The 13,181-nt window shown below is 65.3% G+C and carries 13 protein-coding genes; 3 read left to right on the forward strand and 10 right to left on the reverse strand.

What is annotated here, in order from left to right; genetic code table 11:
- Positions 1-143: 143 nt before the first annotated feature.
- Together BLV07_RS34175 and BLV07_RS34180 are read right to left on the reverse strand one after the other, a co-directional pair.
- Positions 144-491, reverse strand: coding sequence for a hypothetical protein (locus BLV07_RS34175; protein ID WP_091894702.1), 348 nt, complete (start codon positions 489-491; stop codon positions 144-146).
- A gap of 110 nt (positions 492-601) precedes the next feature.
- Entirely contained in the window at positions 602-2,134 is a 1,533-nt protein-coding gene (locus BLV07_RS34180; RefSeq protein ID WP_091894704.1) for an acyl-CoA carboxylase subunit beta, read from the reverse strand.
- A 139-nt stretch (positions 2,135-2,273) separates the two neighbouring features.
- Here BLV07_RS34180 and BLV07_RS34185 point away from each other — a divergent pair, with 139 nt between their 5' ends.
- The 3 genes from BLV07_RS34185 (at position 2,274) to BLV07_RS34195 (ending at position 4,505) form a co-directional block, all read left to right on the forward strand.
- A complete protein-coding gene (locus tag BLV07_RS34185) occupies positions 2,274-2,678 on the forward strand; it encodes a DUF4260 domain-containing protein (protein WP_091894706.1) in 405 nt (134 codons plus the stop codon).
- A 162-nt stretch (positions 2,679-2,840) separates the two neighbouring features.
- On the forward strand, positions 2,841-3,437 hold the full coding sequence (locus BLV07_RS34190) for a hypothetical protein (RefSeq protein WP_176945942.1): 597 nt from the start codon (positions 2,841-2,843) through the stop codon (positions 3,435-3,437).
- 72 nt (positions 3,438-3,509) lie between these two features.
- Positions 3,510-4,505, forward strand: a complete 996-nt coding sequence (locus BLV07_RS34195; RefSeq protein WP_091894710.1) for a dienelactone hydrolase family protein — start codon at positions 3,510-3,512, stop codon at positions 4,503-4,505.
- A gap of 157 nt (positions 4,506-4,662) precedes the next feature.
- On the opposite strand, the gene BLV07_RS34200 is transcribed toward BLV07_RS34195, so the two are convergent.
- The 8 genes from BLV07_RS34200 to BLV07_RS34235 all read right to left on the reverse strand — a co-directional run bounded on the left by BLV07_RS34200 (position 4,663) and on the right by BLV07_RS34235 (position 13,156).
- Complete coding sequence (locus tag BLV07_RS34200; RefSeq protein ID WP_091894712.1) at positions 4,663-5,319, reverse strand: carboxymuconolactone decarboxylase family protein; 657 nt, start codon at positions 5,317-5,319, stop codon at positions 4,663-4,665.
- Between the two features lie 63 nt (positions 5,320-5,382).
- On the reverse strand, positions 5,383-6,201 hold the full coding sequence (gene blaOXA / locus BLV07_RS34205) for a class D beta-lactamase (RefSeq protein WP_091894715.1): 819 nt from the start codon (positions 6,199-6,201) through the stop codon (positions 5,383-5,385).
- A gap of 74 nt (positions 6,202-6,275) precedes the next feature.
- Positions 6,276-6,539: an EscU/YscU/HrcU family type III secretion system export apparatus switch protein gene (locus BLV07_RS34210; protein ID WP_028140989.1), complete on the reverse strand. Its 264-nt coding sequence runs from the start codon at positions 6,537-6,539 to the stop codon at positions 6,276-6,278.
- Positions 6,536-8,158: a flagellar hook-length control protein FliK gene (gene fliK / locus BLV07_RS34215; RefSeq protein WP_176945943.1), complete on the reverse strand. Its 1,623-nt coding sequence runs from the start codon at positions 8,156-8,158 to the stop codon at positions 6,536-6,538. Before fliK ends, BLV07_RS34210 begins: the two co-directional genes overlap by 4 nt.
- Positions 8,159-8,215: 57 nt before the next feature.
- On the reverse strand, positions 8,216-9,010 hold the full coding sequence (locus BLV07_RS34220) for an ATP12 family chaperone protein (RefSeq protein WP_091894717.1): 795 nt from the start codon (positions 9,008-9,010) through the stop codon (positions 8,216-8,218).
- 140 nt (positions 9,011-9,150) lie between these two features.
- Positions 9,151-10,365, reverse strand: coding sequence for an RluA family pseudouridine synthase (locus tag BLV07_RS34225; protein WP_091894719.1), 1,215 nt, complete (start codon positions 10,363-10,365; stop codon positions 9,151-9,153).
- A 56-nt stretch (positions 10,366-10,421) separates the two neighbouring features.
- Positions 10,422-11,753 (reverse strand): replication-associated recombination protein A, encoded by a 1,332-nt coding sequence (locus tag BLV07_RS34230; protein ID WP_091894721.1) that lies wholly within the window; start codon positions 11,751-11,753, stop codon positions 10,422-10,424.
- On the reverse strand, positions 11,750-13,156 hold the full coding sequence (locus tag BLV07_RS34235; RefSeq protein ID WP_176945944.1) for a DegQ family serine endoprotease: 1,407 nt from the start codon (positions 13,154-13,156) through the stop codon (positions 11,750-11,752). The genes BLV07_RS34230 and BLV07_RS34235 overlap by 4 nt, the downstream gene beginning before the upstream one ends.
- Between the last annotated feature and the right edge of the window lie 25 nt (positions 13,157-13,181).

The following is a 13,181-nucleotide window of genomic DNA, read 5'->3' on the forward strand; positions in this document are numbered from 1 at the left end:
CCTTGCGGCTGCGCGAAGCGCAGTCCGCTGGGCGTAACCCACCAATTCTGTCGCCGCGGAGAGAAAAGAGGTGGGTTAGCCCTGCAGATGCGCTTTGCGCATCTGCAGGGCTAACCCACCCTACGCACCGTAGACGCGGCGCGTCACACCAGCTTCAGCGGTGCGTCGGCAACAACGCGAAGATCGATGCTTCCGATCAAGGCCGAACGACGCGCCTCCGCGGCACTGATGGCCTCGTCCGTCTGCCGCAACGTGCTGATGTTCGAGCCGAGCGACACGATCCCGCCCAGCACCAGCGCGATCGACCCGAGTGCAGCGGTCTGACCTGTCCCGAACAGGCCGAGGATCGTGATCAAGAGCAGCGCCGCACCGCCGCCGATCGCGATCTTGGAGGCCAGGATGTACTTCCGGCAGCGCTCGGCGATCTCGGCGAGCGCTTCGATCCGTGCCTCAATATCGGAAATCTCGTCGGTCGGATCGTCTTCGGTCATTGGATCAAGGATACCAAATCAGAAGAAACCAGCAGCCCACATGAGCGAAGCGACATGCGGGGCTTAAGCAAAGACCGGATGTCGCTACGCTCATCCGAGCGACATCTTTCTCATAACGGCAAATTGTCGTGCTTCTTCGCCGGCATTTCCGTCTTCTTGTCCTTCAGCATCGCCAGCGCCCGGGCGATCCGCTTCCTTGTCGAGTGCGGCATGATGACGTCGTCGATATAGCCGCGCTCGGCGGCGATGAAGGGGGACAGGAAGCGGTCTTCGTATTCCTTCGTTCGCGCCGCGATCTTGTCGGGGTCACCGATGTCGGAGCGGAAGATGATCTCGACCGCGCCCTTGGCGCCCATCACCGCGATCTGGGCGGTCGGCCAGGCGTAGTTCATGTCGGCGCCGATCTCCTTGGAGGCCATGACGTCGAAGGCGCCGCCATAGGCCTTACGGGTGATGATGGTCACCAGCGGCACGGTGCATTGCGAGTACGCGAACAAGAGCTTTGCGCCATGCTTGATCAGGCCGCCATATTCTTGGCTCGTGCCCGGCAGGAAGCCCGGCACGTCGACGAAGGTGACGATCGGGATGTTGAAGGCATCACAAAAACGAACGAAGCGCGCCGCTTTCCGCGAAGCATCGCTGTCGAGCACGCCAGCCAGCACCATCGGCTGGTTGGCGACGAAGCCGACGGTACGGCCGGCGATGCGGCCAAAGCCCGTGACGATGTTCTTGGCGAAGGCTTCCGCGATCTCGAAGAAATCGCCCTCGTCCACGACCTTCAGGATCAATTCCTTCATGTCGTAGGGCTTGTTCGGATTGTCGGGGACCAGCGTGTCCAACGACATGTCGACCCGGCCGATGTCGTCGAAGCTCGGCCATTCCGGCACGCCGTCGGTGTTGTTGGACGGCAGGAAGTCGATCAGACGGCGCATCTGCAGCAGCGTCTCGACGTCGTTCTCGAAGGCGCCATCGGCGATCGAGGAGCGCGTGGCGTGCACCGAGGCGCCGCCGAGCTCTTCGGCGGTGACGACCTCGTTGGTGACGGTCTTCACCACGTCCGGGCCGGTGACGAACATGTAGCTGGTGTTCTTCACCATGAAGATGAAGTCGGTCATCGCAGGCGAATAGACGTCGCCGCCGGCGCAGGGGCCCATGATGACTGATATCTGCGGGATCACGCCCGAGGCGAGCACGTTGCGGCGGAACACGTAGGAATAGCCGGCGAGCGCGGCGACGCCCTCCTGGATGCGGGCGCCACCGGCGTCATAGAGACCGATGATGGGCGCCCGCGCCTTCATCGCCATGTCCTGAAGTTTCGTAATTTTCAGCGCGTGCGTTTCCGAGAGAGAACCGCCGAACACCGTAAAATCCTTGGCGAAGACGAAGGTCTTGCGGCCGTTGACGGTGCCCCAGCCGGTGACGACGCCATCGCCCGGCACCTTGGTCTTCTCCATGCCGAACTCGGTGGAGCGATGCTCGACGAACATGTCGAATTCCTCGAACGATCCCTTGTCGAGCAAGAGCTCGATGCGCTCGCGCGCTGTCAGCTTGCCGCGGGCGTGCTGCGCCTCGATGCGCTTTACCCCGCCGCCGAGCTTGGCACCGGCACGACGATCTTCAAGGGCGTCCAGGATGTGTTTCATTTGCTCCCGCCAGTTCTTAAGTGATGCGGGGTTCTAACACGGCATTTTGCGGGCCGGAAAGCGCCTTTCGGTGCCGCAGGGCTGCCCTGCCGCAGCGTGAAAGCGCAAGGAATTACAAAGTTTTGCCTGGGAGGCGAGCATGGACGAAGGAACGGCCGAGACTGGTGCGGCGACGGGCGGTGTCAACATCCTGCTGCGGCTGGAGGGCCTCACCCTGTTCGCTGGCATGGTGATGCTCTACTGGGCGTGGGACGGCTCCTGGCTAGTGTTTGCCCTGCTCTTCCTCGTCCCCGACCTGAGCTTCCTGGCATACCTCTCCGACGCAAAACTCGGCGCACTGGTCTACAATGCCGCCCACAGCTACATGGCGCCGGTGTCGCTGCTGACACTTGGCTTCGGCCTCGCCTCGCCTTTGACTCTGTCCATCGCCTTGATCTGGCTCGCCCATATCGGCATCGACCGGGCGCTCGGCTATGGCCTGAAATATTCCGCGGGGTTCGGCTTCACCCATCTGGGGCGGATCGGCCGGCAGAAGGACGCCTGACCCGCGCGCGGCCTGCAAATTTGGTGGTCCGGCCCAGTTGACCAGGCCAGCCGATTCAGGCTTGCTTCAAGCTCACGATCAGGCGCCGAATGTTGCGTGAGCCCAGTCGGTACGGCGGCGGTCATTACGCCTCGGCTCGAGCATCACGCAAGCATCACTGAGATGTCCGCGACGGTCGTCCCCCTGCCGCCGAACTCATCGTCGGAAATCATCGACTTCCTGCGGCGCATGGCCAGCATGGTGTCGGGACGGAACGGCGAGATGCTACTGCGCGCAGCAAGCCTGATCGTATCGCTGGCACAGCGGGCGATGTCGGCCGAGCGGCTCTATCACGAACAGCAGGTCGAGAGCACGCGCAACACCGAGCTGCGCGAGGCCGCCGAGCTTGCTCGCGATGCCATGGTGAGCCAGATCGCAGCGCTGCGGACGCAGCTTGCCGAGGTCACCGCAGCGACCGCGGCCGAGCGAGCCGCATTCGATGCCGAGCGCGGCAAGCTGCTTGGCCTGATGCAGCATGCCGAGAGTCATATCGGCAAGCTCAGCACGGAGCTCGACACGCTGCGCGCCTCTGTCGACAGTTTCAACGAGACCGTGGTCTCCGTGCCGATCGAGGTGCTGCGGCTGGCGCGGACGCAGTTCGAGTATCTCTCGAACGGCTTTGCTAGACGCGGCGACGTGATCTCGCAGGCGATGAGCGAGATCGGCGGCTTTGCGATCGACCAGGCGCTGACGGCGAAGAAAACGGCCGATCCCGCCTGAGAGCTGCCGCACGCCAAATTGACAGCGCGCGGGCCTGTTGTTCTACTCGATCAAAATCACAAGGGGGACCCGATGCCGACGGCATTCCGCGTCGCTATGGCGCTTTGCATTTCAATTCTGTTGGTCGGCATTGGCGCCAACGCACAATCCCTTCCCAAGGAAGTCGCCACGCGCGCCGAGATCTATCCGATCTCCTCGCTCACCCTCTCCGACCAGCAATTCCTCAGCGGCGATGCGGCGGCCGGCAAGCCGGTGACCGTCGCGGGCGAACTCCGCGTGGCCCAGGGCACCGGCAAGCTTCCCGTGGTGGTGCTGATGCACGGCTCGAGCGGCGTCGGCGCCACCACGGAAGCCTGGGTGCACGCGCTCAACGCCATGGGCATCTCCACCTTCGTGATCGATGGTTTTACGGGGCGTGGCCTCACGGTGGTCGGGCCGAACCAGGCCTTGCTCGGCCGGCTCAATCTGATCGTCGATATCTACCGCTCGCTGGAGATCCTGGCAAAGCATCCCCGCGTCGATCCTGATCGCATCGTGCTGATGGGCTTTTCGCGCGGCGGACAGGCGACGCTCTATGCGAGCCTCGAGCGCTTCCACAAGCTCTGGAACAAGTCCGGTATCCAGTTCGCGGCTTACATCCCGTTCTATCCGGACTGTTCAACGACGTATCAGAGCGATGCCGAGGTCGCCGCGCGCCCGATCCGCATCTTCCACGGCGCACCCGACGACTACAATCCCGTGAAGAGCTGCAAGGCCTTTGTCGAACGGCTCAAAGCGGCCGGGCGCGACGTGTCGCTGACCGAATATCCCGATAGCGCGCACGGATTTGACAGCGGCCTGCTCGGCCTCAACACCGTCGCCGTGTCCGCGAACGCGCAAACCGTGCGCAACTGCCGCATCAAGGAAGGTGACGGCGGCGTGCTGATGAACGGCGATACCAACGCGCCCTTCTCCTACAAGGACGCCTGTGTCGAGCTCAACCCGCATGTCGGCGGCAATCCGAAGACAGCCGCTGAAGCGCGCAAGGCCGTGGAGGAGTTTTTGCAGGTGCTGTTGAAGCTGGGTTGAGACTGTTTGCTCCGCCCCAGCTCTCGTAGGGTGGGCAAAGCAGAGCGTGCCCACCAATCACAGATCATGACACGGAGAGAAGGTGGGCACGGCGCTGCGCGCCTTTGCCCACCCTACGGTACCGCAGTTTGTCGCCGGCTCCTTGCAATAACGAGTCCTACGGCTCACCCGGCCTAAACGGTTCCTGCTTGTCCGGCGGCACGGTCTCCTCCGACATGGCAAGCAGCATCGCGACCATCACGTAATTGCCGGCGACTGCGGTGAGGTCGACGATCTGCTGGTCGTTGAACACTTTCTTCGCGCGCGCGTAAGTCTCGTCGGTGACCTTCTTGGTGGTGGTGAGCTCGGTGACGAAATCGTAGACCACCGCCTCGTCATCGGCCATCTTCGAGGGCCGCTTGTTGGCCTTCAGCTCTGCGATGATGTCGGCCGACAGGCCCGCCTTCGCCGCCAGCGGCGCGTGTGCGTACCATTCCACCTGCGAGCGCCACTGCCGCCCGATGATCAGGATCGCGAACTCGTTGAGCTTGACCGGGACCGAGGTCTCCCAGCGCAGATAGTGGAACAGGTCGAACAGGCGCTGGCCGAGCACAGGACTGCGGATCATCGGATTGTAGGGCCCGCCGATGCCGACGCTCGACACCTTCATGATCTGTTCGCCGAGCGGCTTCTGCCTGGCGTCCAGCTGATCCATGGTGAGCTGCGGAAAGCGTGGCTCCTTGCTGGTGGCGGGGCCGGCGAACATCGTGGCGCCGAGCCAGCCGGCAGCTGCCGCAAGCGTGAGCGACGACAGCCAGAGCGGCGTTGAGTTCATTGTTATCCTCCCGGTTTTTCTTTGGCGGGAGGATGCTAGTTGAGCGGCGCCAGCGCGGTAGCGCTAGATCGCGCCAATCTCGGCAAGGCAGGCTTGCGTCAGCGGCATGCGCTCGCTGATGAGACGCGGCTCGCGGCAGTCCATGTTGAGCGCGAACACGGTGTGGGCCCCGCCCTTCTCGGCCCAGCCGACCATCCAGCCGAGCGAGGGCTCGCCGCGTTCGGCGCCCAAGAGGCCCGACTTGGCGCGGATGACGCTATCGCCGACCTTGGTCACCGGCAGGATGTCGCAGACGAGATCCTGGCTCCGCTTGCTGATGGGCAAAGCACGGCGGCGCAGCCGGTCGACGAAGTCGACCTGCTCGACCGGATCGATGCGCAAATTCCCGGTGAGCCAGAATTGGTCGATGCCGCCGCCGATGTCACGGTTGCCGTAGTCGAACTCGTCGACATATTTCTGCATGCGCTCCTGGCCGATGCGGCGCGCGATCTCCTGATAGACCGGCACCGCGCTGACCGCGATCGCACTGCGTAGTGTGTGATCCTTGTTCCAAGCCTCGATCGGCCGCTTCACGCCGTCCCAGGGAAATACGTCCTTGTCGGGGTCAGCGACCACGCCAGTCTCGAGCGCAATCAACGAGTTTGGAATCTTGAAGGTCGAGGCCGGCAGCTTCCCCTCGCCCGAGCGCTCCTTGTCGCTGGCGACGATCAGATAGTCCTCGACCTTGTAGCCGACGAAGGTGCCTGATGTGCCGAGATCGGTGAAGCGTTTGGCCAAGCTGTCGCGGATTTCGTTGCGCGGCGGGGCGACATGAGCGAGCGCGCGTGACGGCAGGGTGGCGGCTGCGGCAAGCAGGCCGAGGGTGGAACGACGGGTCAGCAAGATTGGTATCCGATGATGATGAGAGTGGCCGCGACAATGCCGCCAATATCTGGTGAAACGATGACAGGTAGTGTTTACCGCCCCCGGCCGGACAGCCGCAGCACGAACACCAGCACTTCGGCGACGGCCTTGTAGAGGTCCGGCGGGATCTCCTCGCCGAGCTCGACCTTGGAGAGCGCGCCGGCCAGGACTTCGTTCTCCTCGATCGGGATGTCATGGGCCTTGGCGATCTCGACGATCTTTTCACCGATCGTGCCCTTGCCCTTGGCGACGACAACCGGGGCGTTGGTGCCCTTCTCGTAATGCAGGGCAATCGCGAGCTTGGATGGGTCGCTCATGTGGCGCGATCCAGGAAATGGCCGGCGCGAGCCTGTGTGGCCTGCGGCGGGGTGCCGTCGCGCACCACGATATCACTGGGCTTGAGCTCAGCTCTGGACAATGCCTGGCTGAGCTCACCGACGCCGGCGCGGAGCTGCTGCGCCGTCGCGGGCCGCTCCGCCCACATCCGCACGAGGGTCTTGTCGCCGCTCAGCGTGATCAGCGCATGCACCGGGCCGGCCGGCTCCACATTGAGCGAAAAGCGCGCGCGCCAGGCACGCGTGGCGGGATCGGCGGATTCATTGCCGCCGTCGCGCGAGATCTCGAACTGCGCCATCGCGGTGCCCTGCGGGGTTGCGAAGGGAATCTCGAAATTCCACTGCGGCACGGCCGGGTCGATGCGGTGGCCGCTGGCATCAGTGCGATCGGGAAGCGAGGCGACCTGGAGCAATGTCTGCCGCGCGATCGCGGCATCGGTGTCGTCGAGCAGGCGGTGCACGGTGGCGGCCAGCGGCGTATCGGGCGCGAGCGATGGCGATGCGATGGATTGGGGCGCCGGCAATGCGCCACGGAATGGCGGCGGCGTGGTCGCGTGGGTGGCCGCCTCGAAGATGTGGCCATCCGGCACGGCCTTGTTGGAGCCGGGCACGTTGCCGATCAGGCGCGGCAAGTTTTGCGTCATCTCCTGCAAGAGGCTGGCGGCAAGGCCGGCGGTCATGTTTCGCGGCATCGCCATTTGTGGCGCGTCGCCAGCCATGTCGGCGAGCACCGCGGCCGAGAAATTGGCATTGCGCGGCTGTTGCGCCGGTTGGGCGATGTCGGGGGCCATTGACGACAATGCGGCCTGCGCGGCCTCGGCTGCTGGCCGAGCCGACGCAGCGGCCAGCTGCGGCGCGCCCGCGACGCTGGCAGGCATGGCGGCGCCTTGCGTCTGGGGCGCGGTGGTTTCGAGCGTGGCCAGCGTCTGGCGCAGCACGAGCAGCGCCGCCTTCAGATCGGGCATTGCGCCGGACGACGGCATCGCGCCGGCAGCCAGCGAGGCCTCGAGGAACAAGCCGGACTTTTGGAAGGCAGTCTCGATATCGCCACCATCGAGGCGGGCGTTGAGCGGCGTCTGCTGCGCCAGCACGTCCAGCATGGCCTGCTTCAGTCCCGCTGGCAAATCGCTGCCGGTGACGACCGCGGCGAGATTGGCGAACAGCGGCGCCTGGCTGCCTTGCCTAGTGACGGCCTCGGCGGACGCCACGGTGACGGCGACTTGCTCCAGCGGGGTCAGCGTATTGCGCGCCGCGCTCGCGGACGGCGCGAGCGGCGGGCTCTCCACCAGCGAGGCCGCAGCCGGCGTCAGCGTAATCTGATCGGACGCCGCCCCGCCTGCCCCGCCGACGACCGCGAGCCGGATGGTGCCGTCGTTCTGCGACACCGCGAGCTGGAGATTCTGCCCCGGTGTCAGCGCCACTTCCGACATCACGTCCATCGAGAGGTTCGCGATCGCGATCCGCACCATATTGTCGGCGAGCATGCTGACGACTCGTGCGTCAACGACGCTGCCGGCCTGCAACACGAGATCGGGCGTCGCCGCATCAGCCGCGGGGCTGGCAGCACTGACCGGAAGGATCGAGCTTATCGGCGTCGGCATCTCGGAGGGCCCAGGGAATGCTAGCGTCACCCTAAGACCGCCGTCGTAAACCTCTCGTTAAGGACCTTTGGCCGCTTGCGGCTTTACCGCCGCCAAAACCGTCACGGCGGCCTCGAAATCCCGGAGGCGCGTGGCCCGGCGAGCGGCCGCTTCCTCGTCCACGCCCCATTGGTCGATGTTCCAGTCCTCATCGACATGGGCGGCTGCCCAGACCTGGCCAGCGTCGCGCACGCCATGGGCCAGCGCCAGCGCGAGCAGCGCCGAGCCGGTCAAGGTGGTCACCATATGGAGCGCCGCGACCGACCAGGCATCTCCAGGGAGGGCGGCGCGGGCGGCCTTCAGCGCCTCGTCCGGCTGCTTCACATGCATGATGCCCTCGGACAGGATGAAATGCGCGCCCAGCGTCTCCGCGGCCCAGAACAGCACGGGGTCCCAATGTGCGGCCTCGCGGGCGACCAGCCCTTCGGGGTGGCCGGCGCGATAGAACAACAGGTCGGTCTCGAAGTATTTCGCGAGATCGTCGCTGACGAGTTCGACGCGGTCGACGACGCCCTCGACCACGCTGTTGGCGATCCGCGTCAGTGGCATGGTCACGGGATCGATCGTCTCGCCCTGCGCCGCCCATTCGGCAGCAACCGCATCGGCGAGGTCGCGCGAGGAAATAACCACCTGGCGCCCGGTGGGCGTGCGGATCGGCTTGCCGTCAAGGGTGATGGCGAAGCCGCCCTCGGCCTCGACTGCGCCGGCCTCCTTGTAGAAGCGCTTGCGCGGGGGCGTGCGCGCGGAGGCGCGCGCCGATTCCCGCGGATCCGGCGGGGGTTGCCCCGCAGCTTCTTCGAACAATTCGCGCATGTTGAGTCTTCGGTCCCGGTCGCTGAATGCTAAGCTTTCAAGATAAGAGCGGCGGCCGATAAAGCGAGCGGCTGGCATAAGGGAACTTGCGGGCATTGCGGCCCTGTTCGCCGGGCTTTGGCTGGCTGCGGCGCCGAGCCCTACTCCTCCGGCGCGTTCTCGATCGGATCAAACCGGCTTGCATCGAGCCCGAGCAGATTCCACGATTGCTGCATATGCGGCGGCAGCGGCGCGGTGGCGTCGATCACGCCGCCGCGTGGATGCGGGATGACGATGCGGCGCGCGAGCAGATGCAGCCGGTTTTGCAGGCCGCCCGGCAGCTCCCAGTTCTCGATGTTGAAATATTTGGGATCGCCGATGATGGGATGGCCGATATGGGCCATGTGGGCGCGCAGCTGATGGGTGCGGCCCGTCACGGGCTTCAGCGACACCCAGGTCAGCTTGTTGCCGGCGGTCTCGACCATCGCATAGTACGTCACCGCGTGGCTGGCGCCCTCGTCGCCATGCTGGGCGATGCGCATGATGGTGTCGTCCTCGCCCTCCTCCTTCGCGAGGAAGGTCGAGATGCGGCCCTGCTTCGGTTTCGGCAGGCCCGGCACCAATGCCCAGTAGACCTTTCGCGCCGAGCGCGAGCGGAACGCGCCGGTCAAATGCGAGGCGGCAAAGCGCGTCTTGGCGATCAGGAGACAGCCCGACGTCTCCCGGTCGATACGGTGCACGAGGCGCGGCTTCTGGCCCTTGGAATCGCGCATCACCTCCAGCATCTGGTCGATGTGCCGGGTCATGCCCGAGCCGCCCTGCACAGCAAGGCCGGCGGGCTTGTTGAGGACGAGGACGTCGTCGTCTTCCCAGATGGTCATCTCCTTCAGCGCCTTGAGCGTCTTCTGCGCAGCTTCCGAGAGCGGGCCGGCCGTCTTCGGCGTGTCGAGCTTCAGCGGCGGAATGCGGACACTCTGGCCCTCCTCCAGCCGGTCCTTGCTGTCGACGCGCTTGCCGTCGACGCGCAGCTCGCCTTTGCGCACGACGCGCTGGATGTGGGAGAATGAGAGGCCGGGAAAGCGCGCTTCGAGGAAGCGATCGACGCGCATGTTGTTCTCGTCCGCCGTCACGGTAACGGTCTGCACCTTGGTCGGCAGCAATGCCTCAACGGGCTTTTCCCGCGCAGGCTTTTCCATTGCGGCCTTGGGCGCACGCCGCTCGGCGCGCTCGCCCGCAAAGCGCGGCGGCTTGCTACCTGGCTTGCCGCCCGGCCGCGACCCCGCCTTCTGCGCACTGCGCGCCTTCAATGGACGCGCGTCATCGCGCTCGTCACGCGAACGGGGCTTTGGGTTCATTCTCTTGATGCGGCGGCTCATGGCTGCCTGCCTAGCCCAAAAGTGCCGTTTCGTCACGACGAAATGGCGATTTGGCCTCAGCCGCCCCGCTCCTTGCGCAGCTTGGCCCAGTAATCCAGCCGCTTCCTGATCTCGCGCTCGAAACCGCGCTCGGGCGGGTCGTAAAAGGTCTGGCGGCCGAGGGCTTCCGGGAAATAGTCCTGGCCTGAAAAGGCATCCGGCGCGTCGTGGTCGTATTCGTAGCCGGAGCCGTATCCTTCCGACTTCATCAGCTTGGTCGGGGAATTGAGGATGTGCTTGGGCGGCAGCAGCGAGCCGGCCTGCTTTGCCACCTGCATCGCCGTGCCGAAGGCGGTATAGACCGCGTTCGATTTCGGCGCCGTGGCGAGATAGACCACGGCCTGCGCGATCGCGAGTTCGCCCTCTGGGTGACCCAGAAAGTCGAACGCATCCTTGGCGGCGTTGGCGATGACCAGCGCCTGCGGATCGGCAAGTCCGATATCCTCGACCGCCATGCGCACGACGCGGCGGGCCAGGAACAACGGATCCTCGCCGGCATCGAGCATGCGCGCGAGGTAATACAGCGCGGCATCGGGATCGGAGCCGCGCACCGACTTATGCAGCGCCGAGATCAGGTTGTAATGGCCGTCGGCCGACTTGTCGTAGATCGGGGCACGGCGTTGCAGAATCTCCTGCAACTGCGCGGCGTTGAATATCTCGTCCTTGCGCGCGGCGCGCCAGACTTCCTCGGCGAGCGTTAGCGAGGCGCGGCCATCGCCATCGGCCATGCGGACCAGCACCGCGCGTGCCTCGGCATCGAGCGGAAGCTTGCGGCCTTCGACCTCCTCGGCATGCGCGAACAGCCTTTCGATCGCGGCCGCGTCGAGCGAGCGAAACACCAGCACACGCGCGCGCGACAGAAGCGCCGCGTTGAGCTCGAACGACGGATTCTCGGTGGTGGCGCCGACCATGACCACCGTGCCGTCTTCCATCACGGGCAGAAACGAATCCTGCTGGGCGCGATTGAAGCGATGCACCTCATCGACGAACAGCAGCGTGCCCTTACCCATCTCCCGGCGGGACCGCGCGGCATCGAACGCCTTCTTCAAATCCGCGACGCCGGAGAACACCGCGGAAATCTGCTCGAAATGCAGATCGGTCGCATCCGCCAACAGCCGCGCCACCGTGGTCTTGCCGGTGCCGGGCGGGCCCCAGAAGATGAGCGAGCCGAGCGTGCGCGTTTCCAGCATGCGCGTCAGCGCCCCGTCCGGACCGAGGATGTGATCCTGGCCTACAACCTCCGACAATGCGCGCGGGCGCAGCCGGTCCGGCAGCGGATGCGGGGCGTCGTGATCGAGCCCCGCCGCGGCGAAGAGGGTTGGCGTCTCCTGTGGTCGCTTCGAACTCATCCGCCCAGCGTGACGTTGATCTGCTGGCCGCCGCGCACCAGCGTGATGCGCCAGATCCGTGGCCGTTCACCTGCGGCCTTCTCGAGGTCGCCGGTCTTACTGATCTTTTGATTGTTGACCGCCAGGATGATGTCGCCTTTCTGGAAGCCGACACTTGCGGCCGCGGTATCGCCGCCGATATCGGTGATCACAACGCCGTCGGTGTCGGCATCCAGGTGCAGCTCGTCGGCGACCGCCGGCGTGATGGTCGAGACCTTCGCGCCCTGGAAAGGCGAGCGCGCGGTGACGACGAGTTCGTTGCGGCCGGTGTCGGGAGCAGTCTCCAGCGCCACGGTCAGCTTGACCGGCTTGCTGCCGCGCTGCACGTCGATCTGCGCGGTGCCGCCGAGCGGACGGGTCGCGAAGCGGTAATCGAAGGCGTTGGGATCATCCACGGTCTGGCCATCGATCCCAGTGATGAGGTCGGAGGATTTCAGGCCGGCCTTCGCCGCCGGCCCATTCGGCACCACGCTTGCGACTAGCGCACCGGTCGGCGAGCGCAGGCCGAGGCTTTCGGCGATCTCGGGCGTCACCGCCTGCAACCTCGCCCCCAACCACGGCCGCTTCACCGCCTTGCCGCCGCTCTTGGCGGAAGCGACGACGACGCGCACCATGTTGGCAGGGATGGCAAAGCCGATTCCCTGCGAGCCGCCGGAGCGCGAATAGATCGCGGTGTTGATGCCGGCGAGCCTGCCGCTCATGTCGACCAAGGCGCCGCCGGAATTGCCGGGATTGATCGCCGCATCGGTCTGGATGAAGAACTGGTAGTCGGTGATGCCGACCTGCGTCCGCGCGAGCGCCGAGATGATGCCGTGGGTCACGGTCTGGCCGACGCCGAAGGGATTGCCGATGGCGAGCACGACGTCACCGACCAGCAATTCGTCGGAATTGGTGAAGTCGAGCGTCGGGAATTTCTCCTTGGTGTCCTTCAGGCGGAGCACGGCGAGATCGGTGCGGGAATCCTTCAGCAGGATCTCGGCCTCGAACTCGCGCTTGTCCGACAACGACACTTTCACCTGGTCCGCGCCCTCGATGACATGGACGTTGGTGACGACGAGGCCGGAGGCATCGACGATGACGCCGGAGCCGAGCGAACGCTGCATCTGCTCGGGCTGCTGGCCCGGCACGCCGAAGAAGCGACGGAAGATCGGGTCGTCGAGCAGCGGATTGCGGTTCTGCACCACCTTGGCGGCGTAGACGTTGACGACGGCCGGCTGCACCCGCTGCACGATCGGTGCATAGGACAGCCGCAACTCGGCCGGCGACGACGGGACCCGGCGGTCCTGCGCAGCAGTCGGATTGAAGTGGGCTGAAAACGCTATGCACAAGGCCGTGGCGACGGCGGTCCAGGTCGATCGAAACATTCCTACCTCTTGGAAAAGACGCCGG

The organism is Bradyrhizobium sp. Rc2d (genome assembly GCF_900099855.1).
Taxonomy (GTDB): Bacteria; Pseudomonadota; Alphaproteobacteria; order Rhizobiales; family Xanthobacteraceae; genus Bradyrhizobium.

Excerpts from the sequence above, each read along its gene's own strand:
- BLV07_RS34185 (WP_091894706.1), top strand. The coding sequence starts at position 2,274 with ATGGACGAAGGAACGGCCGAGACTGGTGCGGCGACGGGCGGTGTCAAC.
- BLV07_RS34210 (WP_028140989.1), bottom strand. The coding sequence starts at position 6,539 with ATGAGCGACCCATCCAAGCTCGCGATTGCCCTGCATTACGAGAAGGGC.
- BLV07_RS34190 (WP_176945942.1), top strand. The coding sequence starts at position 2,841 with ATGTCCGCGACGGTCGTCCCCCTGCCGCCGAACTCATCGTCGGAAATC.
- BLV07_RS34175 (WP_091894702.1), bottom strand. The coding sequence starts at position 491 with ATGACCGAAGACGATCCGACCGACGAGATTTCCGATATTGAGGCACGG.
- fliK (WP_176945943.1), bottom strand. The coding sequence starts at position 8,158 with ATGCCGACGCCGATAAGCTCGATCCTTCCGGTCAGTGCTGCCAGCCCC.
- BLV07_RS34200 (WP_091894712.1), bottom strand. The coding sequence starts at position 5,319 with ATGAACTCAACGCCGCTCTGGCTGTCGTCGCTCACGCTTGCGGCAGCT.
- BLV07_RS34225 (WP_091894719.1), bottom strand. The coding sequence starts at position 10,365 with ATGAGCCGCCGCATCAAGAGAATGAACCCAAAGCCCCGTTCGCGTGAC.
- BLV07_RS34235 (WP_176945944.1), bottom strand. The coding sequence starts at position 13,156 with ATGTTTCGATCGACCTGGACCGCCGTCGCCACGGCCTTGTGCATAGCG.
- BLV07_RS34180 (WP_091894704.1), bottom strand. The coding sequence starts at position 2,134 with ATGAAACACATCCTGGACGCCCTTGAAGATCGTCGTGCCGGTGCCAAG.
- BLV07_RS34230 (WP_091894721.1), bottom strand. The coding sequence starts at position 11,753 with ATGAGTTCGAAGCGACCACAGGAGACGCCAACCCTCTTCGCCGCGGCG.
- BLV07_RS34195 (WP_091894710.1), top strand. The coding sequence starts at position 3,510 with ATGCCGACGGCATTCCGCGTCGCTATGGCGCTTTGCATTTCAATTCTG.
- BLV07_RS34220 (WP_091894717.1), bottom strand. The coding sequence starts at position 9,010 with ATGCGCGAATTGTTCGAAGAAGCTGCGGGGCAACCCCCGCCGGATCCG.